The sequence below is a fragment of the Bradyrhizobium sp. USDA 4506 genome, from assembly GCF_054058795.1.
This window is the reverse complement of the sequence record NZ_JBSSBM010000002.1, coordinates 8,804,006-8,829,559: the sequence shown is the minus strand read 5'-3', so window position 1 is coordinate 8,829,559 and position 25,554 is coordinate 8,804,006. Positions and strand designations below refer to the sequence as shown.

At 60.3% G+C, this 25,554-nt stretch carries 18 protein-coding genes and 5 pseudogenes; 2 read left to right on the top strand and 21 right to left on the bottom strand.

Translation table 11 applies throughout. The features are described 5' to 3' along the window. From istB to istA (ACVIHF_RS43615), 15 genes and pseudogenes are all read right to left on the bottom strand, one after another. Positions 1–633 (bottom strand): IS21-like element helper ATPase IstB (gene istB / locus ACVIHF_RS43685; protein ID WP_456794049.1); only part of this gene is annotated, 633 nt, incomplete at its 3' end. A gap of 14 nt (positions 634–647) precedes the next feature. Then, positions 648–833 (bottom strand): hypothetical protein, encoded by a 186-nt coding sequence (locus ACVIHF_RS43680; protein WP_456794048.1) that lies wholly within the window; start codon positions 831–833, stop codon positions 648–650. A gap of 68 nt (positions 834–901) precedes the next feature. Beyond that, a complete protein-coding gene (gene istA / locus ACVIHF_RS43675; RefSeq protein ID WP_456794047.1) occupies positions 902–1,900 on the bottom strand; it encodes an IS21 family transposase in 999 nt (332 codons plus the stop codon). Positions 1,901–1,982: 82 nt separating this feature from the next. Continuing rightward, the gene (gene tnpC, locus ACVIHF_RS43670) at positions 1,983–3,656 is read right to left on the bottom strand and encodes an IS66 family transposase (protein WP_456794046.1); all 1,674 of its coding nucleotides are present in this window, start codon (positions 3,654–3,656) and stop codon (positions 1,983–1,985) included. 240 nt (positions 3,657–3,896) lie between these two features. Then, positions 3,897–4,412, bottom strand: a complete 516-nt coding sequence (locus ACVIHF_RS43665; RefSeq protein WP_225649614.1) for a group II intron maturase-specific domain-containing protein — start codon at positions 4,410–4,412, stop codon at positions 3,897–3,899. 76 nt (positions 4,413–4,488) lie between these two features. Beyond that, a complete protein-coding gene (ltrA, locus tag ACVIHF_RS43660; RefSeq protein WP_456794035.1) occupies positions 4,489–5,739 on the bottom strand; it encodes a group II intron reverse transcriptase/maturase in 1,251 nt (416 codons plus the stop codon). A gap of 518 nt (positions 5,740–6,257) precedes the next feature. After that, positions 6,258–7,052: a reverse transcriptase domain-containing protein gene (locus ACVIHF_RS43655; protein ID WP_456779809.1), complete on the bottom strand. Its 795-nt coding sequence runs from the start codon at positions 7,050–7,052 to the stop codon at positions 6,258–6,260. A 457-nt stretch (positions 7,053–7,509) separates the two neighbouring features. Beyond that, positions 7,510–7,848 carry an IS66 family insertion sequence element accessory protein TnpB gene (gene tnpB, locus ACVIHF_RS43650; protein WP_446471738.1) on the bottom strand — a complete coding sequence of 113 codons (339 nt, stop codon included), beginning with the start codon at positions 7,846–7,848 and terminating at the stop codon, positions 7,510–7,512. Between the two features lie 23 nt (positions 7,849–7,871). Further along, the gene (gene tnpA, locus ACVIHF_RS43645) at positions 7,872–8,273 is read right to left on the bottom strand and encodes an IS66-like element accessory protein TnpA (RefSeq protein ID WP_028340772.1); all 402 of its coding nucleotides are present in this window, start codon (positions 8,271–8,273) and stop codon (positions 7,872–7,874) included. Between the two features lie 46 nt (positions 8,274–8,319). Continuing rightward, on the bottom strand, positions 8,320–8,640 hold the full coding sequence (locus ACVIHF_RS43640) for a hypothetical protein (RefSeq protein WP_456794045.1): 321 nt from the start codon (positions 8,638–8,640) through the stop codon (positions 8,320–8,322). 222 nt (positions 8,641–8,862) lie between these two features. Continuing rightward, positions 8,863–10,286 (bottom strand): annotated as a pseudogene (tnpC, locus tag ACVIHF_RS43635) (IS66 family transposase); the annotation flags it as partial. Positions 10,287–10,528: 242 nt separating this feature from the next. After that, the gene (gene tnpB / locus ACVIHF_RS43630) at positions 10,529–10,696 is read right to left on the bottom strand and encodes an IS66 family insertion sequence element accessory protein TnpB (protein WP_456791562.1); all 168 of its coding nucleotides are present in this window, start codon (positions 10,694–10,696) and stop codon (positions 10,529–10,531) included. A 119-nt stretch (positions 10,697–10,815) separates the two neighbouring features. Continuing rightward, the gene (locus ACVIHF_RS43625; protein WP_456794044.1) at positions 10,816–11,874 is read right to left on the bottom strand and encodes a hypothetical protein; all 1,059 of its coding nucleotides are present in this window, start codon (positions 11,872–11,874) and stop codon (positions 10,816–10,818) included. An 888-nt stretch (positions 11,875–12,762) separates the two neighbouring features. Then, a pseudogene (locus tag ACVIHF_RS43620) lies at positions 12,763–13,365 on the bottom strand (IS66 family transposase); the annotation flags it as partial. Beyond that, positions 13,363–14,731, bottom strand: a pseudogene (gene istA, locus ACVIHF_RS43615) (IS21 family transposase); the annotation flags it as partial. The pseudogenes istA (ACVIHF_RS43615) and ACVIHF_RS43620, both read right to left, overlap by 3 nt. Positions 14,732–14,951: 220 nt before the next feature. On the opposite strand from istA (ACVIHF_RS43615), the gene ACVIHF_RS43610 reads away from it, so the two are divergent. Beyond that, entirely contained in the window at positions 14,952–16,541 is a 1,590-nt protein-coding gene (locus ACVIHF_RS43610; protein ID WP_456794043.1) for an ISL3 family transposase, read from the top strand. Positions 16,542–16,655: 114 nt separating this feature from the next. Continuing rightward, positions 16,656–17,821 (top strand): IS3 family transposase gene (locus ACVIHF_RS43605; protein WP_456794042.1). Its coding sequence is split into 2 segments (ribosomal slippage): positions 16,656–16,947 and positions 16,947–17,821, totalling 1,167 coding nucleotides; the frame shifts between segments, so codons are not numbered across the junction. Positions 17,822–17,945: 124 nt separating this feature from the next. Here ACVIHF_RS43605 and ACVIHF_RS43600 read toward each other — a convergent pair. The 6 genes and pseudogenes from ACVIHF_RS43600 to ACVIHF_RS43575 all read right to left on the bottom strand — a co-directional run bounded on the left by ACVIHF_RS43600 (position 17,946) and on the right by ACVIHF_RS43575 (position 24,844). After that, a complete protein-coding gene (locus ACVIHF_RS43600; protein WP_456794041.1) occupies positions 17,946–18,791 on the bottom strand; it encodes a transporter substrate-binding domain-containing protein in 846 nt (281 codons plus the stop codon). A 143-nt stretch (positions 18,792–18,934) separates the two neighbouring features. Beyond that, a pseudogene (locus ACVIHF_RS43595) lies at positions 18,935–19,153 on the bottom strand (hypothetical protein); the annotation flags it as partial. A gap of 81 nt (positions 19,154–19,234) precedes the next feature. Continuing rightward, a pseudogene (locus ACVIHF_RS43590) lies at positions 19,235–20,213 on the bottom strand (IS5 family transposase). 138 nt (positions 20,214–20,351) lie between these two features. After that, positions 20,352–21,344, bottom strand: coding sequence for an NAD(P)-binding domain-containing protein (locus tag ACVIHF_RS43585; protein WP_456794040.1), 993 nt, complete (start codon positions 21,342–21,344; stop codon positions 20,352–20,354). Between the two features lie 204 nt (positions 21,345–21,548). Next, positions 21,549–23,264 (bottom strand): class I adenylate-forming enzyme family protein, encoded by a 1,716-nt coding sequence (locus ACVIHF_RS43580; RefSeq protein ID WP_456794039.1) that lies wholly within the window; start codon positions 23,262–23,264, stop codon positions 21,549–21,551. A gap of 542 nt (positions 23,265–23,806) precedes the next feature. Continuing rightward, positions 23,807–24,844: a hypothetical protein gene (locus ACVIHF_RS43575; protein ID WP_456794038.1), complete on the bottom strand. Its 1,038-nt coding sequence runs from the start codon at positions 24,842–24,844 to the stop codon at positions 23,807–23,809. Positions 24,845–25,554 lie beyond the last annotated feature (710 nt).

The following is a 25,554-nucleotide window of genomic DNA, read 5'->3' as shown; positions in this document are numbered from 1 at the left end:
GGCAATGACATCATGCCATTGCGACAAGGGGACCTGACTTGTGATCAACAAGGATCCCTTGTCGTAACGATCATCGACAATCTCGAGCAGATCGCGGCGCTGGTCGGCGGTGAGCGGTTCGGGTCCCCAGTCGTCGAGGATGAGGAGATTGACGCGTTCCAGGGTTGCGATCAGGCGCGCCAAGCGGCCTTCGCCGCGCGCCTGGGCGAGATCGGCGAACAGGCGGGATGTTCGCTTGTAGAGGACGGAGAAGCCGTCGCGGCAGGCCTTGTTGCCGAGCGCGCAGGCAAGCCAGGACTTGCCGGTGCCGGTTGGGCCGACAATGACCAGGTGGTTGGCATCGCGGATCCATTGGCAGGTGCCGAGGTTCTGGAAGAGCGAACGATCGAGACCACGGGCGGTGCGATAGTCGACGTTCTCGACGGTGGCAGCCTGGCGGAGCTTGGCACTGGTCAGGCGGCGCGTGAGGCGGCGGTTGTCGCGGGCGGTGACCTCGCGATCGACAAGGAGGCCGAGCCAATCGGCGTGCGGCATCTCGGCCGCCTCGGGATTGTTTTGCAGTTCGACGAAGGTATCGGCCATGGCGGCAAGGCCGAGGGCGCGCAAGCGATCGACGGTGGGGTGAACGAGCATGCTGTCTCTCCTGATCAATTGTAGTAGCTGCGGCCACGGATGTTGGCGCGGAAGAGGATGGGCGCCTCCTCGGCGGGAGGAGCGGTTCTGTCGGTGCCGTTCTTGAGGATGGCAGCGACCGATTTGTACGAGCGGGCGTTGAGCAGCAGCGCCCGGGCGCAGGCGGCGTCGACACGTTCCTGGCCGTAGCGCTTGACCAATCCGAGAATGCCGATCGCCGAGCGGAAGCCCTGTTCCGGATGCGGCCGCGACCGTAGGATGACGTCGATCAGCGTCTCGACATCGGGACCGACCTTGGCGGCTTCGGAACGAATGCGCTCATGGTCCAGTCGCGATAGCGGCGATGTGAGCTCGGCATATGGTCGGGAATCGTCGTCGGGCGATGCGGCAAGGTGCTGCGCAGATGCGACGCCACTCGCTTGCCGCGGACGAAAATCTCAACGGTCTTTTGGGTGATGCGACTCTCGACCTCCTGATGCACGAGGTTGTGAGGAACGCTGTAGTAATGCTTGGCGATCTCGACGTGATAATCGAGGTTGACCCGGCAGCGCTTCCACTCGGCATACTCGTACGGCTCATCCGGCAATGGGGTCAGCGACGGGCAATCGAGCTCCTCGAACAGGTCGCGCCGACTTCGTCCCCAGCTGCGCAAAGGTCGATCGTTCAGCTCGACAAGGAGCGCGTGGATCGCTTGGTTGAGGGCGGCGAGCGAGAAGAAGCGGCGGTTGCGCAGGCGTGCCAGGATCCATCGCCCCACGATTTGGACGCCGACCTCGACCTTGGCTTTGTCGCGCGGCCGATACGGCCGTGCCGGTACGATGGCGGTACGGTAATGGCGGGCGAGATCGGCATAGGTCCGGTTGACCATCGGCTCGTGAAAGCAGGCCCGGGTGATACCGGCCTTCAGATTGTCGCTGACCGTCTGCCGGGCCGTGCCGCCGAAAAAGCAAAAGGCCCGGACGTGCGAGGCGATCCAGTCCGGCAGGCTCTGTGTGAGGCTGGCCTCAGCGTAGGTGTAGTTCGAGGCGCCGAGCACGGCGACGAAGATCTGCACGCTGCGAACCTCGCCGCTGAGCCCGTCCACCACCTCCATGGTGTGGCCGGAATAGTCGACGAACAGCTTCTCGCCGGCGACATGAACCTGGCGCAGGGTCGGCTTGAGACGGCCGGCCCATTCTCTGTAACGTTCGCAGAACCACGCATAGCTGAAGCTGTCGGAGTTTGCGTCGCAATACTCCTCCCACAACAGCATCAGCGTGGTACGCATACGACGAAGACCGCCTGACGAAGACCGCCTGATTGACGCATGCGCGCGGACACAGTGAGCTCTATGATCGGTTGGGTGATGGTCAGGCGGCCTGCTGACCGGCAGGTTTATCGGCCTGGCGCAGGAGCTTCCATTCCCAGGGCAGCAGTTCGTGCAGGCGCGACGCGGGAAGATCGGCGATCCGGGCGAGGACCTCGGCGAGCCAGGCCTTGGGATCGACGTCGTTGAGGCGACAGGTCGTGATCATCGTCAGCATGATGGCGGCACGGTCGGCGCCACGCTGGCTACCAGCGAAGGTCCAGTTGCGCCTTCCCAAGGCGATGCCTCTCAATGCGCGCTCAGCGCAATTGTTGGTCAAGCAGATCCCGCCATCGTCGAGGAAGCGGCCGAAGTCGTCCCAGCGCCTGAGCATGTAGTTGATCGGCTTCAGGACCTCGGAGGAGCGCGAGAGGGTTTCGCGCTCACGCAGCAGCCAAGCGTGCATGTCCTCGAGAAGCGGCTTGCTCTTTTCCTGGCGCACGGCGCGCCGCTCGTCGGCGCTGCGGCCGTTGATGGCGCGCTCGATCTCGAACAACGCATCGAGGTGTCTGACCGCCTCCAGCGCGATCGGAGAGACCGGCCTGCCCTTCTTACCTTCCCGGGCATTTTTCTCGATGTCAGCCAGCTCGAAGAAGCCCCGCCGCGCATGGGCAAAGCAAAACGCCGGCGTCATCGGCTGCTCTTTCCGCTGCGGGTCGAACAGCGGCTCGAAGCCGCTGTAACAGTCGCACTGCAGGATGCCCGTGAAGGCGGCCAGATGCTTCTGGGGGTGCTCGCCCCGTCGGTCGCTCGAGGCGTAATAGACCGCCGCCGGCGGCGCAGGCCCGGCGAAGGGCCGGTCATCCCGCACATAAGTCCAGATCCGCCCGGTCGTGCACTTGCCCTTCGCCAGGATGCGGATGGTGGTGTCATCGCCATGAAGGCGCTCGGCCGCGAGCACATGGCGTTCGATCAAGTGGAAGAGCGGCGTGACGGCGAAGGTCCCGTGGCCGACCTGGTCGGCCAGCGTCGACAACGGCAGGTCGATCCCCTCGGCCTTGAAGCGCGCACTCTGGCGGTTGAGCGGGATATGCATGCCGAACGTGTCGAACAGCATCGTCGCCAGCAATTGTGGGCCGATGAAGCCACGCGGCGTGGCATGGAACGGCGCCGGCGGCTGGCTGATCTTCTCGCAATCGCGGCAGGTAAACTTCTCCCGTACCGTCTCGATCAGCTTGAAGCGCCGCGGGATCTCCTCCAGCGTCTCGGTTACATCCTCGCCCAGCTTCGCTAAACGCGATCCGCCGCAGCAGGCACAGCTCTTCGGGGCCTCGATAACGACGCGCTCGCGTTCGATGTCGTCCGGCCACGGCTTGCGCACCGGCCGCTTGCGCATGAAGGGGCGGACGTTCTGGGTCTTCGCCGCTGCGGCCTGCGCGGCAAGCTCATCCTCGCTCGCTGTGGTGACGAGCTCTTCCAGCTCCAGCTCCAGCTGCTCGAGCAGCCGTGCCGTGCGTTCGGAGCGTTGCCCGTACAGTTCGCGTTTCAGCTTCTCGATGCGCAACTCGAGATGCGCGATCAGCGCCTCGGTATCCGACAGTTGCGCCTGCGCATTCGCGGCTTGCGCCTGCCAGTTGGCAGCCACCGCCTCAGCTCGCAGCCGTGCCTCACGCTCGGCCTGCAGCGCCGCCAAGGCACTGACGAGGTCCGATGGAAGATCGTCCGGCTTCGATATCATGAAGCCATTGAATCAGATCAAGCAGCAGATTCAAACTGCAAAAGCGGCTATCCGACCCGCGTCGGCCGATGGGTTTCTTGAGGTAGGGTCGAGGACTGGCGCGCCGCACATCCAAGAGCCTTGGATGTGTACGTTTCCAGCCCCCGCCTCATCGCACGCAGCATGCGGATTTCCCGCACTACGCGCCCCCATTCGCTTCGCATCAAGGTTTATGGGACCTATCACGCTGGGCAGCTTTCGTCAGCCGTGTTTTACCCGGTAGTCGTTGAACAGCTTCAGGGTATCGTACAGCCATGATTTACTCCACTGCTCCCAGCCGAAGCCCTTTCGTTGCCGTGCCCGCGCCAGATGGCGCCTGACCTTCTTCTCCACCCAATCTCTGATGTAGCTGAAACACCTGCCAGAGTGTCCAGCCGAAAAGTAGTTCACCCAGCCCCGGAGCTTCGGATTGATCAGGTTGATGACCCTGCCAATCGGTTGCGATCGGTGCCGACGAAATACTTCCTTCAGATCCCGCAGTAGCGCCGTTCGCTTCTTCAGCTTGGGCGTGTAGTGCGGCCGCATCGCTCCCCGCAAGCTGCGGATGTAGCGAAAGTCAAAACCCAGAAAGCCGAAGCTCTTGCCTCGCCCTAGATCGACTATGCGGCTCTTCTCATCATTGATTTCAACCTGCAGCTTGTCGAACTCCTCTCGGAGTCGCTTGGTCACAGCACCAATCAGCCAGTCATGACGTTTGTGGGCGTCGATCAAGACCACCAGTCGAGTCGCCCGGGGGAGTTTCACCCCCAGGCGCTCACAGATCCGGACGTGAACGTCTCCGCTCATCCGGCTCTTACCGTCCAGCCGCCGTCTTGTGCAGCATCGGCCAATGGGCCAACAGCGTGGGCGTGCGGCACGCAATGTCCCGTACCCAGTGCTCTGCCCGTCTTCGATGTCGCCGCAGACGTTTGTATTTCGACATCGCCCATCGCGCGAGACATCGGTCGAGATGGCGTAGTGTCGGATAAAGCGCCGACTTGTAGTACCGACCATAGTAGTTCATCCAGCCTCGAATGATCGGGTTGAACATCCTCGCCAGGTCGTCGATCCTCTTATCCACCCGGCAGCGTAGTTGCCAGGCACGGATTTCCTGTCGGATTGCCTTCGTCGCGGCATTGCTGACACCGGGGCTGAAGTTGACGAAGTGCTTTCCCCAACGATTCTTCGACCGACGGGCACGGAACGTGTAACCCAAAAAGTCGAATTTCTGTTCAGGATAATCACCTCGCCGGTCGTCATCCTTACAATAGACTACCTTCGTCTTGTTCGGATGAAGCTCCAGTCCGCATTCGGCAAAGCGCTTCGCAAGCGCCTCCTTCAGTTCTTGTGCCTGCCGCTCACTGTCGCAATGGCAGAGAATATCATCGGCATAACGCTCGAACGGGATGCTCGGATGATTTCTTCGCATCCACATGTCGAACGTATAGTGGAGAAAGAGATTCGCCATCAGCGGTGATACCACCGAGCCCTGCGGCGTGCCCTTCTCTCGGGGTTCAAGGGTGCCGTCTTCCAGTTGAACGGGAGCTTTAAGCCACCGTTCAATGTACAACAACACCCAGGCGCAGTCCGTGTGCTTCCGAATCGCCTTGAGCAAAAGTTCATGCGATATCGAGTCAAAATAGGCCCGAATGTCGAGATCGAGCACGAAGGGATGCCGCCAGCATCGCTGGCGAGCAACCCCAACGGCATCGAGCGCCGATTTTCCGGGTCGATATCCGAACGAGTCTGGATGAAAGTGTTTCTCCAAATCCGGCTCCAGATATCCTTTGACGACCGCCTGAGCAACGCGATCCGACACCGTAGGAATTCCTAGCGGCCTCTTCCCGCCGTCGCGTTTGTCGATCTGCACACGCTTGACCGGCGGTGGAAAGTAGCTGCCCGAAGACATTCGATTCCAGAGCTTGTACAGATTGCTCTGCAAGTCTGCCTCGAACACCTCGATCGACTGCTCGTCCACACCGGCTGCGCCCCGATTTGCTTTAACCCGTTTGTACGCCTCCCAAACCCAGCGCTTGGGGATGTCATACGGCTTTGCTTGACGCAAAAGAGTCCTCCCGTTTCCGGTTGTTCTTCCAATCAAGCGGGACAGTGCCGTGCCTTCGCTCCGCCACCATTACAGTGCCTTCGTCACTACTACACACGGCTCCGTCCCTGCATCGCGCATTGGTACTCAGACTCTTGTGGGGCTTCCACTTGAACCATTCCCTTGGCATCGCGATACAGGTTCCCACGTTCCGCACAGAAGCCTGAACCGAGGTCACGCCACCTCGCCTGCCGGACGCCGCCTGAGCCGTAAACAGGTATCGCTCAGACTGATCCCAAGATAACGACTACCCCTTGGTTTTGACGTCTTCCCTACGCTTTCGACAGTTCATCGGTGGTTCGCTTGCGCTCGTCTCCTCGATCCTTACCTGACAGAGTCTTGCTCTGCCTTTTCCGGTCTCGCTCACCACCTCGACCATTGGGCCGAAGCAGCAGCCGGTGGTTTGAACCCTGATCCTGCAACCCGAGTTCGAGGGGCCGACCCCCATCTTCTGTGCAGCAAGGCTGCTCAAAGGTGCTCTACATCACACCTCCTCCGCGCCGTCGTGGCGCACGATCGTCCGCGAAACGCGCGTATTCGACATTGATGTACTTGCCGCTCCGTGTGACTTCTCGCGCTCGCTCCAGCATCTTGTCAACCTCGTTGAGGTAAAGATTACTGAGCAAGGGCGAAAGCACACCGCCTTGCGGAACTCCCTTCTTGCCAGCGGCTTTCAGCATAACTTTTAGGAGATGCATGACGTCCGCGTCGTTGATCCGCTGCGCCACCTTCGCCAATAGCCGGTCATGCCGGACGTTGTCGAAATAGGCTCGCAAATCAAAATCGAGAACGCGCGTCTTCCTTTGAGCTATTGCATCTGTCACTCGCTTGATCGCATCATGCGCTGTCCGCTTAGGCCGATACCCAAACGATCCCGGTTGGAAATCCGCCTCGAAGACAGGTTCGAGTATGAGCTTGAGCGCACCTTGAACCACCCGATCACGGACCGCCGGAATCGAGAGGATGCGAACTTTATTCCCATCCTTCGGTATTTCCTGTTTCCGTGCCGGAAGTGGCCGATAGGTATGCCCGGTCAGTTCGTCCCGCAACTGCTCAAGCAGAGCGTCTACGCCTAGCGCTTCAATGGCCTCGAAGGTCACCCCGTCTATTCCCGGAGCGCCGTCGTTTTCTTTGGCCATCTCATACGCCGCGCGTAGCGTTTCCACTTTGCAGACGTGAACGTATAGACCCCAGAAACGCCAGGACGGTTCAGCCTTCGCCTTGACGTATAGTCTCCTCCTCAGGTCCTGCAAATCAATGGACGCCTTTGTCATCTCGTCCTTGCCTTCCTTACGTTAGAGACGTCACAAATGGCAGGGCCCCTTCGCTCCACGGGGGTTACTCCGCTTCACAGCTACTGCGGACCCGGCCGCCACCCTCTCGTCTTCGGCCGCTTTCCCGGTGTCGCCGGTTATACAGCCTACCTTGCTCCGACAATTTCTCGCCGGGGACGAGGAGGGCTTCTCCAGTTGCTCAGCATGTCCTTGTCATCGTGCTGTCGCTTCCACCCCGCCGAAGTGAACAGCCGCATCGGTCAGATTTCGGCTGTCTATGCTGCCTTCGCCTTGAAACCGCGGGCTCGGCCTTCGGGTTGCTGACTTTTTCGAGGCCACAACGCGTTCTCTCTCGATACGGCCCGATGACTCGTGATCTCCCTTTCCGGAGACCTTGTCGATAGGCTTCAAAAATTCGGTTTCCCTCTCTGCTATCCAAACTACAGGGCTCTGACTTTTACCCTGGTGGGATTGCCTCCCACTGGACACGCCAGCCTTTGCTGGACACACGGTTACGCCAATCGATCCCGGACAGCAGATAGCTCAACTGCGCCGGCGAGATCGTTACCGATTCACCGGCAACCGATGGCCAGATGAACTTTCCTCTCTCGAGTCTTTTTGTGAACAAGCAGGCTCCCTGGCCATCGTGCCAGATCGCCTTCACAAGATCGCTGCGGCGACCGCGGAAGACGAACAGATGACCGCTGAGCGGGTCTTTGTGCAGCACCTCCTGCACTTGGAGTGCCAGCGACGGAAAGCCTCTGCGCATATCCGTGTAGCCTGTCGCGAGCCACACTCGCACATTCCCCGGTATCGCAATCATCGGCGTCCAAGCACATCGAGGACCCGCGCCAGCGCCTCCGGATCGACGTGCGCATCCACCCGGATGCACCGTCGGTTGCCGAGATCGATCTCTATCAATCCAGTACGCGCGGCTGCCACGGAGCGAACTCGGCCATCAACCGTAGGCAAAAGCTTCGGAGTTTCCTCAGCCGATGCCGCTACGGCAGCGATCTGCACCGGCGTAAAAGATGGTACAACTTGTTCCGATGTCCGTGCTTGTCGACGCCAGGTAAACACCAGGCTGGCCGCTACTCCGTTGCGACGCGCAACCTCAGTCACCTTCGCGCCCGGCGCCAACGTCTCCTCGACAATCCGTGCCTTGTCGTCCTGCGACCAGCGCCGCCGCCGCTCCAGCCCGCCCAAAACCTCGACCCGCATCGCCTGATGACCTTAAAGCTAGACTTAAGGTCACACGCTTCGCGAATTACCACCCGGCACGCAAGACGGCCCCCGTCGGATGCGTACTCAGCGTGACGTTCGGGCGCCGCAGCTCGCGATGCACGAGCGCCCAGTTCGGATGCGGACGCTCCTCGCTAGGCCGATCAGACGGCGGCGGAAACAGGCGGTTCTCGAGCCGAACGTCGTCATCCAGCTCCGGCGGCAACGGCCAAGTCAGGCTGGCGCGGCGGGCTCGGTTCACGTACTTGCTGACCGTGCCCTGGGCCAGACAGAGGCTGCGGGCAACGGCGCGTTGCGACATGCCGACGCTGTAGTGCAGGCGTAGAACTTCGCGAATGTGGCGCATGGACAGTCTCTCGGTCGGCATCTCGATCCTCTGCGGTTAGGCAAAAGACCAAGCTACCCGGGTTGCAGACTGTCAGCAGTGCGCGCCTCCTGCTTGCCCCCGATCGCGATCACTGGAAATAGTTATCACGATCGGCTGGAAATGGTGATCACGATGCTCTGGAATGGGTGATCACGATGGCCTGGAATCGGTGATCACGATCGCCTGGAACGCGCACACCTAGGTTCGTCCGCTGCCGGCGAAGAGGCTATTCTTTCTCGTGATTGTTAGTGGCCTGATGGCGCGTTCGACGACGTTGGAGTCGAGCTCGATGCGACCATCGGTCAGGAAGCGTTCGAAGAGGCACGGCGCGAGACGGCATAGCGGATCGCTTCAGCGAGTTTTGATTTGCCGGAGATCCGCCGCATGGTCTGCTGCCAGAGATCGAAGAGATCTGCGACGATCGCCGCGGAGGCTTGCTGGCGCGCGGCGACGCGAGCGTCGGGGCTTTGAGCGCGCACGGTTTTCTCGACCTGCCAGAGCTTCGCCATCCGTTCGACCGCCGCCGTTGCCACTTCCGAGTTCCCCGCAACATGCAGCTCGTAGAACTTGCGTCTGCAGTGTGACCAGCGGCCAGCCAATGTGATGCCATCATTGCCGCGATCGGATCGCGCGAGATTGTTACAGGAGGCATAGCCATCCACCTGCAGGATGCCTGCGATAACCATTGAGATGCCAGACCGCGTATTCGCCGGCGCGGCTGTCTTCGAAGCGATAAGCCACCATTGGCGGACCGTTGCGGCTAAAGGTTCGGCCATCTTGGGCATAAGCCCATAAGTAGGCCGTCTTTGTCGATCCGGAGCCGGGAGCGAGGAGCGAGCGTCGGCAAGGTGGTTTCGTCGGCAAAGACCCGTTCGGCCTTCTTGACCTCGCTGAAGACGTAGTCGGCCATGATCTCGAGCTCGAAGCGCCGAGCTTGCCCATCCATATTGCGCCATCAGCTGGCGGTCGAGCTCGACTTATCGCGGGCGTAGATAGCCTCCTGCCGGTAGAGCGGCAGGCCATCGGCATATTTGGCGACGGCGATCTGGGCCAGAAGCGCCGTCGGAATGCCTCCTTCGATGAGGTGGGCCGGGGCCGGCGGGATGACGCCGCCCGCGTTCTTGAAGGCATACCTGGGACGGCGCGTGACGATCACACGGAACTTCGCCGGCACCGCATTCCAGACGCTCCGATACATCCTCGCCGATCAGCACCTTCTGCTTGCCGGCATGCTCAGCCAGCTCTTGCGGCTCAATGACAGTTTCGATCCATTCCAGATGGGGCGCAAAGCCCTTGCGCCGACGCGGTGCACGCTTGCCATGCGCCTGCGCACGGCCCTTGCTGACCTGGGCCCTGATCGCAGCGATGCCGGTCTCGATCTCCTCGAAGGACAAAGGCCTGCTGTTCATCGTCGCCGTTCGCCGAGCCGAGCTTTTCCGATCGTCGGCCGAACCGGGCACGGTCGAAGGCCTTCAGGAGTTCGATGCCCGCATCGGCGTCGCGGGCCTTGAGATCGGCGACTTCGCACGCCAGAGCATCGGCGCGGGCCGCTTTCCCGGCCATGGCAGAACCATGGCCTTCAGCGTCTCTACGTCATTCGGGAGGCTGAGATCGGGCAGCGCCATTGACCCGACCAGAGCACATTTTGCCCCGGTTCTCCTGCCCTTCAGCTCACTGATTCACTTCGCCGCAGTGCTTTACCCAACAATCTCCGGCGGCTTGACCGCCGCGGTCCGGACCCGCTTCCAGCATCCCATCGACCGGGGCCATCAACTGCGCAGCATTCAGCTGCACCCGATGATGTCCGATCCGCGGCCAGCAGAGCCTTCTCAAGCCGTTTTAAATAGAGGCACACGCCGGAGCCATCCTACCATACGATCTTTATTCGGTCGGCCCTTTTCGCCCGGAACACGTAAAGCGCACCGTCGAACGGATCTGAGCCCGCATCGCGCACCAGCGCAACAAGCCCATCGATACCCTTGCGGAAGTCGACTGGATGGCTGGCCAGGAACACCTCCGCGCCGGACGGGATCATGCCGAACGGACGCCCGGATCACCCGCTGCAGCTGCGCCTTCGTCGACGTCCACCGGCGCGCACGATCACCTCGCCAATGGCAATTTCGATCACAGCGCCTGTTTGGCAGAACCTATTCGTTAGAAAAGCCGCTGGGCTGAATCGGTCAAGCACCAGATTTCAATTCGCTGGCCGTTCTTTTTCTCGACGGACCAAACAAGCTTAACGTGAGCGGTTAACACCTTCAGGATGCCGGTAAACATGGCGAGATACGCGTCGAAGATCTCGTCAATTTCGTTCTCATGAAGGGGCGAAAATGTGGATCGCGTGATCTCATATGTGTCGCCGCTCTTCGCAAGCTCCGCCTCATCGCCAATTGTATGTAGGATCTTGACGAACATCCTAGCGATCCCGCTCGCGGTCCACTCTGAAACTCCCATTCGATCCGCGATCGCTCGCGCATACTGCGTGCCCAACCCTAGCATCGCCTGCTCAACCATATATGACGCACAAGGGACGCCGTAGAGTTCAATGAGCACTTGCGCCGGGGCTGCTGCATAACTCTCCGCATAACGGCGACGAGCCTTGAGCAACCGAGTTTCCGGCCACACTGCCGGATCAAGTTTAGGCGCTGCCTCCCTATCAAATGCTGGCGACGTTACTACAGGTTCAAACCTGAACGCCCGTTCAAATGGCACATTCGCTTCATGCTCGATGAAGTATCCTTCGTCATAGGGCTCGCCATACTGATAAAGCTTCGTGCAAACATAAGCGAGCCTTGGGCATCCGAGCCACGTGCCGTTGTTCCGATGCCAAGCTTGAAACGCCGAGAGTTGCGCAGATGCGGGGCATGCCAGAAGACCCGATCCCGGATAGGCCCAAGCCGGAGCTAGATAGCGAATCCAGACTTTGCGATCTGTTTCCCGGATATACTCCATCGGGACATCGCCGATAAGATCGTTCCCCATGTAGTGATATTTGGCTGCCGCCACCGCTGGCGGATCGTTCCGAATACCAAGTTTATCGAGTCCCGCAAGAAAATGCTTCTTTCCGTGCCCATTCATGAAATTGTACTTGAGGCGCTCAATGCCTTCGACGCCTTTTTCTCTCAACGTTACCATCTGCAGCGCAGCGTACGCTCTAGACCACAGATAAGTAGAGAATTCGACATTCTTGTACGTGGCTGCTTCTTGAACCATTAATCCGCCTCACCCGTGCGATGCACTTCGATAGATAAAACTCTTTTGTCCACTAGGTCGCCGTAGAGGTCAGCCATCTCGGCACAATCCTGAACGTCAGGTAGATCGTCTCTCTTAGAGGGCTCGTCGGGCATAAAGCGACTTTGCGCGCGACCGGCCACTGAAGCTGCTAGAGGGAAAGCGCCAGAATAGCGGGGCTATGAAAAGCTCGATGCTCTGCTGGCCCTTCGATAGTGTTCAGTTGCTCAGACCAAAGCGCCCTTGCAAGCGGGATCAGCGACTTGCAGCTGATCCAACAACTGTACGTCGGCTCCTTTACCTTTCTCACCTGATGGATTGTGAACGAAGCACCTCCAGCAAGGCCAATACCAATTTTGCTGAGATCAATGCCGGATCGGAATAATCAGTATCCTTGCCTGCGAACTGCCTCCCCGTTTGACCGGACACCAGCGCTAGCCCGTTGGAGCCAAGCCGCAACCTGTATGATCTCTCACGTCCGCGGTGAACCAGCGTGTGCTTGCGTCGCGGACGAGCATCCAACATTGGCGCAGCGCGTCGGCGGCCGCTGAAATCTTGGCGAAGGCGTAACGGCCGCTTGCGGCGGTTCCAAGCGGCTGACGGTCCTAATCGTGGCACTTGTGCAGCAGGAGGGGCAGCAGCAGGGCATGGTTGACGTTGCTGGATGTCCGGCAACGACCCCTCGTCTACAAGCTGAGCTACATCACGCATAGAAATGCAGACACTAAGGATGCGGATCGGCGTCGCCAGTACGCATACGACGAAGACCGCCTGATTGACGCATGCGCGTGGGCACGACGTGCCCCATGATGGCGTTGAGTGAAGGTGAGGCGGCCTGTTGATCGGCGGGCTTTCGGCTTGGCGCAGGAGCTTCCATTCCCAGGGCGGCAATTCGTGCAGACGCGACGCGGGAAGATCGGCGGATACGGGCGAGCACGTCGGCGAGCCAAGCCTTGGGATCGACGTCATTGAGGCGACAGGTCGTGATCATCGTCAGCATGATGGCGGCACGGTCGGCGCCACGCTGGCTGCCGGCGAAGGTCCAGTTGCGCCCTCCCACCGCGATGCCTCTCAATGCGCGCTCGGCGCAATTATTGGTCAAGCAGATCCTGCCATCGTCGAGGAAGCGGGCGAAGTCGTCCCAGCGCCCGAGCATGTAGTTGATCGGCTTCAGGACCTTCAGGACCTCGGAGGAGCGCGAGAGGGTTTCGCGCGCACGCAGCAACCAGGCGTACACGTCCTCGAGAGGTGGCTTGCTCCTTTCCTGGCGCACGGCGCGCCGCTCGTCGGCGCCGCGGCCGTTCATGTCGCGCTCGATCTCAAACAACGCATCGAGGCGCCGACCACCTCCGGCGCGATCGGAGAGACCGGTTTGCCCTTCTTACCTTCCCGAGCATTTTTCTCGACATCAGCCAGCTCGAGGAAGCCCCGCCGCCCATGGGCAAAGCAAAATGCCGGCGTAATTCGGCCGGCGTCGAGGTCGGCTGTGAGCTGATCGGCGAGTTCGGCCTCGCAGCCACGCTCATGAGCGAGCGCGAGGAGATCGACCATGATCCGGCAGGCCTTCTTGTCCGGTAATCGCTCGCGCAATCGGTCGAAGGTTCTCCGATAGCCCTCGCGCGGGAACAGCCTGTCCCGATAGACCAGATTGAGAAGCGCCATTGGCTTGCGCCGCAGAGAATGGATCACGTGCCGATAATCGACGACCTGATCGTACTTGCCATTGGGATGCGGCCGCCCGCGCGGCAAGGTAAGGAGATGCGTGCCGCCGACGAACACGTCGAGGTGATCGTCGTAGAGGCGCGCCCGCAGCCGGTGGCCGATCAGGCGCGATGGCACGGTGTAGAACACCTTGCGCAGGGTGAAGCCGCCCGACGACGTCACGCGGACGATCACCTCTTCGTAGTCGGAGGTGCGGCGATCAGGCAGCTCCTGCAACACCACGCACTATCGATCCGCTTGGCGTTGCGGGCATTGCGGCGGCTGACGATCTCGTCGATGAAGCCGCGATAGGTGGCAAGATCGTCGAAGTCGGCAGTTCCGCGCAGCAGCAAGGCGTCCGCGATTGTTCCCTTGAGATGACCGTGGGGGCCTTCGATCGAGCCATTCTCGTGGGCAACGCCTCGATTGTTGCGGGAAGGCCGCATGCCGTAATGGGCACAAAGGGCCTCGTATCGCTGCGTCAGATCGTCCCGTGCATCGCGATCGAGATTGCAGAATGCGGCCGACAGGCTGTCGGTCCGATGCTCCCGCGGCGCCCCACCGAGCGACCAGAGAGCATTCTGCAGGCCTTCGGCCAGGGCAACGAAGCTCTCGCCGCCAAGCACGACGTGGGCGTGCTCGAACCCGCAATAGGCCAAACGGAAGTGATAGAGACGATGAGCCAAGGGTGCGCCCACGATCGTAACACCCGACTCGCTATGTCTGTGAAGTCGGAGAGGCCGAGTTGGCCAGGCTCGTGGGTTTGGCGGAAGATCACCTCCTGCTCCTCGCCGTGGATCGCCCGCCAGGCGCGGATCCGACGCTCCAGGGTGCGACGGATACCGGTGCCCAGATCCGGATGACGTCGGAGCATCTCCTCGAAGACCGCCACCGGGCGTAAGCCAGGTGCCGACTTCAGGATCGGGACGATCTCGGTCTCGAACACCTCGCTCAACGGATCCGGCCGTCGTCGGCCGCGAGGAGCTTTCTTTTGCGATGGACGTCGGGGATCTCTCTCGATCCGATAACCGGTCGACGCACTGAACGACGCCTTGGCCGCCGCCACTGGCGGGCTATCGGTCTGACGGTACTTCATGTAGAGCCTCATTTGGTGATCTGTGATGTGTCGGCCGGGCAAGCGAGTGATTCCTCTTGGCGGAAGAACCACTTGCATAACCTGCCGGCCGCGATCACCGCTCGTTACTCCGGTCGGGCTACGCCCTCCCTACGTCACGAGCCCGGCAAAACTCTCTCTCCTTGATTGGGTTCTTCTGTACATTTGGTGCAGAGTGCAGGATTCACGGACAGTGCGAATAAGGGCATAAGGTCGGAATCGCAGTCGACGCCCGTGATTCGCCTTGCTCCAAGCCTTCCGCTCGCTGGTTTCCCCCGAGCTTTCGATTGTGCAGATCCTTCCGCGGGCGGATGGGGTGGTGCTCGTGGCTCGGCCGAAGTCAGCGGTCTCGCTCTGTCCCTGTTGCGGCTGCCAGACGGGTCGCATCCACAGCCATTACGTGCGACGCTTAGCCGATCTGCCGTGGCAGGGTCGGGTTGTCGAAATCCGGCTTCACGCGCGACGGTTTCGATGCGCGAATCCGCAATGCCCGCGTCGGATATTCACCGAGCGGCTACCGGCAACAGTGCGGCCGAAAGCAAGACGCACAACCCGCCTCGGCGAGAGCCAACTGGCGATCGGCTTTGCGGTCGGCGGTGAGCCTGGCGCGCGCCTGTCGCGCAAACTGGCCATGCCGATCAGCGGCGACACCTTGCTCCGAATGATTCACTCGGCTCCCTTGCCGGATTTCGTTGCCCCGACCGTCGTTGGCATCGACGATTGGGCTTGGCGTCGTGGCCAGCGATATGGAACGATCATCTGCGATCTGGAGCGCAATTGCGTGCTTGATCTGCTTCCCGATCGTAACGCCGACAGTGTTGCGAGCTGGCTGAAGCGCTGGCCGGGAATCAAGGTCGTCGCGCGTGATCGTGCGGGACTTTATGCTGATGGCACATGCTGCGGCGCGCCCGACGCGGTGCAGGTGGCGGACCGCTGGCACCTGCTCAACAGTTTGGGTGAGGCCCTGCGCCACGCGGTCGGCCGCCATCGTCACAACGTAGCCGCCGCCGTGCAAATCCTGGCGTCCGCGCAACGAGCGAAGACCGGCAGTTCCACGCGGCCGCCCGGCCTTGCACAGTTGCGGGCGGATCGAAAGGCTGCGCGATGCGAACAATGGGATGAAATCTGTCGCCTACGCGATCAAGATTACCCTACATCCAGGATCGCCCAACTGCTCGGCGTCGACAGGCGCACCGTTCAGCGCTGGCTGGCCGCCGGCGGCGAGCCGGAGCACTCGCGTCCTCACAGACCTTCGCATCTTCTCGCGCCCTTTGAGGCATGGCTCGAAGCGCGGTGGGCCTCCGGCTGCCAGGTGGGCCAGCAGCTTTGGCGGGAGCTTCAGCAATATGGTTATACTGGAAGTCGGGTGACCGTTGCGCGATGGGCCGCTGACAGGCGTGCACATGCAGACTCGGGAGGAGCAGCACAACCGCACCCGACCTGGAAAGCTCCCACGCGCCGTCGCTGTGCTTGGTATCTAAGCCAAGATCTGGATCAAATCGATGCTGAAGCCAGGCTGTTCCTCGGTCACCTGTTTGCGCAAGCTCCGGAACTCGCAACGGCGGCGGATTTGGCGAAGCGGTTTGTGTCCCTTCTCAACGGTAGCGACGTCGCCGAGCTCGATGAATGGATCACGCAAGCAGGCAACAGCGAGCTGAAGAGCTTCGCCAACGGCATCGCGCGCGACATCGATGCGGTTCGAGCGGCGATAACGACCTCCTGGACAACCAGTCCAGTCGAAGGTCAGATTAGCAGGATCAAAGCCATCAAACGTCAAATGTATGGCCGGGCAAGCTACCCGCTATTGCGTCGACGCGTCCTTCTGGCTGCCTGAGAACGACCGAGCAACGTATCCAACCCCAATCGCTCAAGCTGCACCAAATGTGCGGAAGAACCCTTGATTGACGCGCTCTTCCATCCTGATCGCCGCGCGACAAGGAGGTGTCGAATGCAAGGTCGTGAACGTCGGTCATTCACGGAGGACTATAAGCGCCAAGCCGTTGAGCTCGTGATGTCGAGCGGTCGCTCGGTCCCGTCGGTGGCCAAGGAATTCGGTCTGCGCGATTCGGTGCTGCGACGCTGGGTAGACAAGGTCCGGCAGGAGCCCACATCGGCGGCGTGGCGCCCCACCACGCAGGCGACGCCGATGTCGGCGGACCAGGCTGCGGAGATCGCCCGGCTGCGCCAGGAGAACGAACGGCTACGCATGGAGCGCGACATTTTAAAAAAGTCGATCGCGATCTTTGCCGGAACCCGGACATGAGCTTCCGCTTCATCGAGGATCACCGCAACATGTATCCGGTTCGTCTGATGTGTGAGGTGCTCGAGGTCTCGCCGGCCGGCTATTACGCTTGGCGCACGCGCCCGGTGAGCGAACGGACACAAGCCAATGCCACGGTGCTGGCTGAGGTCCGGCAGGTCTATCAGGACAGTGGCGGGCGCTATGGCAGTCCGCCAATCCATGCCGCTCTGACGTCGCAGGGACGCGGCACCAGCCGTGGCCGGATCGAGCGGATGATGCAGCGGCATGGCATCCGAGCCATCATGGCGCCACCACGCCGGGTTCGCACCACCGACAGCCGTCATGACCTGCCGATCGCACCGAACCTGATCATGCGCGACTTCACGGCGCCTGCTCCGAATCGGGTCTGGCTCGCCGACATCACCTACATCCCGACCGCGGAAGGCTGGCTGTACCTGGCGGCCGTGATGGACCTCTTCAGCCGTAAGATCGTCGGCTGGGCCATGGGCGATCACATGCGCACGGAACTCGCCTCGTCGGTCCTGACGATGGCGATCCAACAGCAACGACCGGAAGCTGGATTGATCCACCACTCCGATCGCGGGGTGCAGTATGCCTCACACGCTTACCGCCAAGCCCTCACCACCGCCAGGATCACCGCATCAATGAGCCGCAAGGCCGACTGTTACGACAACGCCCCGATGGAGAGCTTCTTCCACACCCTCAAGACCGAGCTCGTCCATCATCGTGACTACCGCGCCCAGGCAATGCGCGACGTCTTTGCCTATATCGAGGGCTTCTACAACCGCACCCGGCTCCATTCCGCCATCGGATATGCCACTCCGATCGAGATGGAGCGAAAAGCAGCTTAACCCCGTCTACTTTTTTGGGGGAAGATCAGCCCTTTGCTCATACCAAGAATGGAGCAGTCATCGTGCACGAGAAGGTTGATCCAATGTTTGATTTCCGACCCGGCATGCCTTACTGGTGTTCCTGTTACTCGCAGCTTGGTACGACGTCGCTAGCCTTGACCATGCCAGCGAAAGTATCAAAGTTTGGGAATCCGTACTTCACGGCGTAGAGTTCTTTCAATCTGCCGTTGCTCCTCAACAGGTTCAGCTGCTCGTTGAATGCGTCCCGAAAGCGTACATTTTCCTTGCGGAAGGCCACGCCGCGCGCATTCATTGGCGCCCCTTCGTCAACGACTAGCTCGAGACCTTTCTCCGCCGGGCTAGCGATAGTGAACTGACCGAGCGCGAATGCATCCGCCCGACCGCTAAGGACAGTCGCGGCGCCGGCCTGAACGTCGGGAACCCTTACGAGTTGCTCGGGTTTGATGCCCCTGCTTAGAGCGTATGCTTCCTGACTTGAGCCCGCAGTCACCGCCAGCTTGACGTCAGGGTTTTGCGCAACGTGTGAATAACCCATCAGACGCTTGGGATTTCGGGGTAGAACGTAGAGCGCATCCTGCATTGCGAAGTAGGGAGCCGAAAATATCGTCCCGCGCTTGCAGCGCGCATCAGAGATTAGGTCAAAGGCCAGAAAGTCCATTTGATGCGCTTGCAATGCCGGGAGCTGTGCGTCCCATGCAATTGGTACCGGCGTAAGCTGGGGTAGCTTCATGCCGTGAAGCACGAGGTCGATTACGTCAATCGCATAGCCCGACATCTTCCCGTCGGGAGATGCAACTACGTAGGGGGGAGCCACGCCCAGTTCCACCTTCACTTGGCCGGCTTTGCGAATCGAGGCAAAAAGAGGATCTTCTGCTTCTGCAAACGCTGGAAGTGAATAGCCCGCCAAAGTAAGCAAAAGGAGGAGGCGAAGCTCTAATCTCACACGCATGTACCTTTTTCTCCAAAGTTCATCACTTTGACGGATTCTGGCCACCGATGCGTGGCAGGGACCAATACCAATTCTGGAAGTATCAAGACCGGACTGGAATAGCGTGCCAAGTTGGGAGGATAAAATCAGCTGCGGCAGCGCTCCTCCCACGAGAACTCGGCGCAGGCCGATCCGTTGCGGCTGCCGTAGCGCACGTCCAGGAAGCCCTTCAGAGCCCCAAAGGCGATTTCACCATCGGACTTGCCGCCGAAGGTGAGATGCGCCTCTTCGACAAGGTCGAGGAAGTCGCTGTCCCAGTTGTCCATTTCGACGATGCGCCAGTGGCCGGCAAAGGCCTTGGCGAAGCTGGGCACCTTGGCCATCAGCCAGCCTCCGCGATCAACTTGGGCAGCCGCACCAGATTGTAGGCGGCCGCAGCGAAGGCAAAGGCCCATCCGACTCGATCACGGCCACGGAAGCTGGTCTTCTCTTGCCCGGCGACCGTCTTGATCCAGCCGAATGCCTCCTCGATCCGCTTGCGGATGCGCTGGCTGACGGCATAACCGCCGTGCCGAGCTGGTGTTCTGCGTAACATGCGGCTTCACGTTCATCGAGCGCAGCTCGTTGACGAAGTCTTCTGCATCGTAGGCTTTGTCGGCGCCAAGCGTGATCGCTGTCGGCCGATCGGCACGCGGCTCGATCATGTGTAGCGCGGCCCCCCGTTCGGCATGCCCGTTCGCCTGCGTCAGGCAGGCGTCGACCAGCAGGCCGTCGCGGTTCTCCATCAGCCCATGCCCGATGAAGCAAAGCTTCGTCTCCTTGCCTTTCCCCTTGCGGTACAGCCTGGCATCCGGATCGGTGGTCGAAGCATGGGTGTCGTTGGAGTGTTTCTGGCCGTGGAAGTCCGCTTCGGCATTGCGCCCGCCGCCTGGCGCCGGTGGCTCGCCGGAGCCATCCTTCGGTCTGACGCTCTTCATCGAGGCCCAGGCCTCGATCAGCGTGCCGTCGACCGAGAAGTGGATCGCTCGACAGAAGCCCCTTCACCCTGGGCTGCGCCAGCACCGCCGCGAGGAACTTGGCCGCGATGTCGCCTTCCAGCAGCCGGTCGCGGTTCTTCGAGAACACCGAATGGTCCCAAGCTGCATCGTCGACGCCGATTCCGACGAACCAGCGGAACAGCAAATCATATTCCAGCCGCTCCATCAGAAGCCGCTCCGAGCGGATCGAATAAAACGCCTGCAACAGCATAGCCCGCGGCAGCTTCTCCGGCGGAATCGACGGCCGCCCAATCGGCGAATAAAGCGCGGCGAGCTCGCGTTCCAGCACCGCCAGCGCCTCGTTCACGATCGTCCGGATCGCTCGCAGCGGATGATCACGCCGCACTCGTGCTTCCAGATCGACGTAGCTGAACAGCTCGCCCGTCCGATTGTCGTCGCCGCGCACGCACCGTCTCCGAATCTCGTCGGAGCCAATGAATCATGGTCGCAGGTCGCCGGCGAGCGCCTTTTTCAACAGCCTGCTAGGTCTTTGGCATCGCCGACAACGCCGCGCCTTACAGAAGAACAGCGTCCGGCTCGTCTGTCATAGCACACTTGGCTCGAGCGGAATGCCGAGGCCCTTCCGCCTCGAATTGGCGAGCGCGCGAACCCCCAATGCCACGTCAAGAACACCAAGACCGCCAAGGTACAGGTATATTTTAGTTTGGTACTCGGGAAGCCGAAGGTGACCGGACATCAAGCTGCCGACGTGGCCTGCGATTCGACCCCACCCAACCCCACCTTCGCGGAAATTTCTGCTCCGCATTCTAGCGCCGTCTGGGTCATCGACGACGATCCAGGCACTGGCGATCAGGTCGATGTCGACTTCTCGCCGGGAGCCGAGGGAGCAAACGATCGCGTCGTCTTTAAGCCACCTCGCGCGGACAAGATCGCTATTCTTTGGAGTGGAAGTAGCAGTGAAGACGACATCAGCATCACGAACGGCCAAGCAAATGTCCGCGGTCGCGCGAAGGATAAGATTCGGCGGAACAGACGAGGCCACAAGCTCGCACGCATATCGCGCGCTTGACTCTGTTAAGGACCCTAAAGTGATGTGATCGATGGACTGGGTCATCGCCGAAAATTTTACCAAACCGCGCCCGATGTGCCCCGCGCCAATGACGGCCACGTTCTTGAGCGGACGCCGTGCGCACGCAAATGCTGCCGCAACGGCCATTGCCGCTGTCCGATCACACGTGAGCTGCGTTGCATCGAGCACGCCGTCCAGCAATCCTGTTTTTGCATCGCAGATCAGGATGGTTGCCGGCACTCGCGGCAAACTCCGCACGCGGTTCTTGCCTGGCAGGACGAACCATTTGAGCCCAGCGGCAGAGCTTGGGAGTAGGCACGCGGAAATACTACCCATGTGAAGATGATCGCCATCGAGGCTTATACCGAATTCCGCTATCGGTCCATTAACAACGTCGGCTGAGTTCAACTGTCGCAGCGTTCGGCTCACGATCTCGTAAACTTCTTCGTCGGAAAGACTCGACTGAACGGCCTTGGCATCCAGATATAGAGGCGTTGCTGCAACCATGTTTTGGTCCATCACTTGGCATAACTTTCGGCGCGCCGCCGCATTTAGAAATTGATCAGTTTCCTTTTGGAGGTGCCGCACGCCGCGGGCACGAAAGGCTTGTCGCGCACCACCGGTTGGTAGTTTCAAGTGGACTGTAAGACAGTTGGGGCACCAAAGCCGGCAGCATCGTGATCGAGCCTCGCAAGTGGTCCAAAGTGTTACTCATACCCGACGCTCTCTTCCCCTCCAGTATGGCTCTCTCAATTCCTTCTTGAGTACCTTGCCCATGGTGTTGCGCGGCAGGTCATCGACGATTTCGATCGACTTCGGACATTTGTACGAGGCAAGGTGAGCCTTAGCGTGATCGAGGATCTCATCCGAGGAGGCGGTTGTGCCCGGCCTAAGCTCTACGAAGGCCTTCACCTGCTCGCCAAAGTCGTCGTCGGGAATACCTATCACTGCGGCATCTTGCACAACGGAATGCCGTAGGAGCACGGCCTCGATTTCTGCCGGGTAAATGTTCACCCCCCCTGAGATAATCATGTCCGTGGCGCGGTCAGTGATGAAGAGGTAACCGTCCTCATCAAGATGACCGACATCGCCGACGCGGAAGAACCCTTCACCATCGAGGGTCTCGGCGCCGAGCGGACCGCTGTTTAGATAGGACCTGATAATCGTCGGAGTACGGACCCAAATTTCGCCGACGGAGCCAACAGGCAGATCGGCGCCGCTGTCATCGCGGATGCGGATGTCGACATGCTTGTATGGCAGGCCGCTGGATCCTAGCTTCAACGGGTGCATGTCCGGCTCGAGATGTGTGATCATACCGGTCTCAGTCGCCCCATATCTCTCCCTGAGTTTACCGTGCCCGAAGTAACCATCGATCCACTCTTTCAAAATGATCGGAACCGGCGCAGCGCCAATGCTCAGCGCTCGAATGAATGAAACGTCGTACTTCTCAAGCTCGGACCTGCCGAGTGCAGCAATCCGCTTATACATGGTCGGCACTCCAAACCAAGCCGTCACCTTGTGCTTGTCTATAAGAGCGAGCGTCGTCTTAGGATCAAACCGACGTAACAGCACGATCCGATTGCCCAGCCGAAGTGCGTTCCAGAGTTCGGTGGGGCCCGCCCCGTGGTGCATTGGAAGCGTTATCAGAACGACATCACCCGCGATGGCCCCACGGCTGGCGGCAACCTCCTGCACGTATTCAGCGACCTCGCGATCGCTCTTGATCGACTCGCGCGACTTCGCGACGACCCCTTTTGGCAGACCGGTGGTTCCAGAGGTGTAGATGATTAGCGACGGATCGCCAGCCGAGAAGCGAGGCACGGGCGGCGATGCCATTAGCTCTCGAAATGAAACGAACCCGTCGGCTGAGGTGTCGATCGAGACGGCGACCTTGATGTTTAAACCTGCGAAAATTGGTTGCAGTCGAGTGGGATCGGCGTCATCACAGATGAATACGGCCGCACCACTGTTGTCGAGCACGTACTCCACTTCGCCTGGCGTAAGGCGCCAGTTCAGGCCAAGCAGGGAGCAGCCCGACTTGGCCAGCGCGGAGGCTAGAATCGCCCACTCGCGCCTGATCTGCGTTCGCAGAACGACGATGTCGCCGCTCTGCACGCCAAGGCGTGCAAGCCCCTCCGCCACGCGGTTCGCAGCCTCGTTCCATTCGGCATAAGTTAGATAACAGTCGCCATCAATGAGGCCGATGGCGTCCGGATTTTCGTGTGCCCAGTATTCGAGCGTATTCAGCGCAGCTGTCTTCAAGTCAGAAGGTTGTCCCGAGGGAAGCAATTCGGGCTCGCCAACAACATCGACGTAATCCGAGCCCGACCGCCGCAGCTCCACACCCGAAGGCGACTTACCGCTATTCTCGACGGCGCCTCGCGAGCCCCGCCCCGAATTTTTGCGACTCCTGTCGCGAGGCGCCATTTTAATTGCTCCAATTCCGATTGCTCCGTTTGGACGGAATTACGGTGCCTCCCTCGACCGGGCAAATACCAATTTCAGAGGCCGCAATACCGAAGTGGAATGCTTGACCTTATACAGTTAGCTCGTATTGCGTTGCGTCGTCTTGACGGATAACATTTCTGTAACTCAGAACAGACCCAGCCGAACGGCCCTTTAGTTGCTTTGTCCTCGGAACAACAGATTGGCTCCCCTGGTCCGGCCTCAATCGAAGGATACTAACAGCGCCCTATTCTTAACCTATGCTTGCCGGCGCTCTCTCGGCGCGCGTCGAGGTGATCGTTGTCTTGCGAGACGCAGGCGAAGTGCAAGGGTCCAGCGGTACTTCGCATCGAAGCGGACCGGGCTGAAGTTGAAATAGGAGTAAACGTAGTTGTCTCGCCTGTCGTCGCGAGCCCGGAGCGTAAACCCGAATTGATGGAGGATCGCATTCCCCAAGGCGGCCCCTGATCCAATCTTACGGGCATTCGCGTGTGAGCGGACAAAGGGATCGAGTCCAAGGCATATCAGCGACCGCGATGATCTTGGGCAAGACCTGGTGTATTTGGATGCGGATAGGGATGAGGTCGTTCGGTATACTCACGCTCATAACGCGCGAGCAACGATTGACTGCATTGCGACCACTCAGCCGCAAGCCGATCCTCCGTCACATAGTCAAAGGAGTCACCAAGCCGCCTTTCAAAGTCCGCGGCCAAAACGTCGCGGCGTTTAGCATACCAATTCGCTGTCGTTGCCATGGCCTCAACAGCGGGAATGACATCCCGGTACCCGAGCTCGCGCTTGATCTTGTGGGTGTCGTACAACCGATGCCAACTACCTTGCGGGTCGTTTATCATCATGGGCCACGATGGTATTGCCAAAGAGGCAGGAAGACTCACGATGTTCCACTTGTGATCGAGCGCGCTCGCGACTATTTCGGCGAGCTGACGGTATGTCAGTTGATGTTCATCGCCGCAGTTGTAAACCTGCCCACCCGACTCCTGCGGTCGATCGACCGCACAGAGAACGGCCTGAGCCATGTTCACTGAATACCCGCGCGTGATCATCCGGAGACCGCCGTCTGGAAGAATGATAAACGGACGGCGATCCAACGCCCGTCGCACAAGGCACCACTCCACGGGCACGAGCTGGTTGGGACCATAAATTATTGGGTAGCGCAAGATTGTCGCGCTAGGGTGGAGAGCAATGATTTCGCGCTCCGTCTCGGCTATTCGCCAAGCAAATCGCCCATCAGCGTCAGCCTCGGCTTGAACCGCAGGTTCGATCTCGGCCGCCGGGATCGGCAGTCCGGTGGGAAACAGCGCTTGTGGAGCGAGGTGGCCGCGCGTGGCGGCCAAGGAGCTGATCGCAATGAACCGCCCTGCCCGTCCCTTGAGGTGTCGTGCCAGCAAACGCGTTCGCCCATACATCGCTACGACGAGGTCAAACTCACGCTGACCAAGCGCGCCTTCAATCGTTTCAGTGAAGTGCGGGTCGCTGTGTACGTGCTCGACAGAGTCCGGAATCTCATCGCTTTCGTGAGTGCCGCGGTGGAATAAGGTCACCTGAAATCCCCGCGAGATCAATCCATTCACCACGTGGGGCCCAGTGGGGCCTGTCCCACCAACGACCAAGGCGCGCGGGACTTTATGCACGACACAGCTCTCCAACAGTGGGGTTTCGGTGCGAGGTCTTCGAATCGGTTGCAGCCGAATCCCAAACATCGCATTTCGGTTTGATGAATAATGAACGAAGCGCCCGGGGCGATGCCAATACCGTTTTGGGAGGGGTCAACACCAAACCGGAATTGCGGGCGGTGTCAAACGCCATCCGGAACTGCTCCCCTTTTCGTCATGAAGAACTGCCGCCACCCTCGGGTTTATGGTCCGGTTGAAGGTTTGGCTCCGCCGGTGACGGGATGGAGGGAGGCGGAGCCGACCGGAGGGCCGTCACCGGCGGGCGACTTGATGAGGCCGCTCTTCCGCTTGGTGGGGAGCCCCGTAGCTGTCGCCGCGGATGGTCGTAAGCGCTCAGCCAATACCCTAGCTTCGAGGTTGGATTAGATGTGCGAAGAAGCCTCCGGCTTGAACGGAGGTTTGGATGGGATTGGACAGCAAAAAAGACGCCCATTTTGCACAGCTCGTCAGTTGAGTCTGGAGCAGTCAGCCGGCTTGAAGTGCTTGAGAGATCGTCCGGACGTCGTGTGCGTTCAGAGCCGAGCGGGCTCGGATCGTCGGCGAAAGTCTGCTGCCCGGCGCTCAGGTGGCGGAGGTGG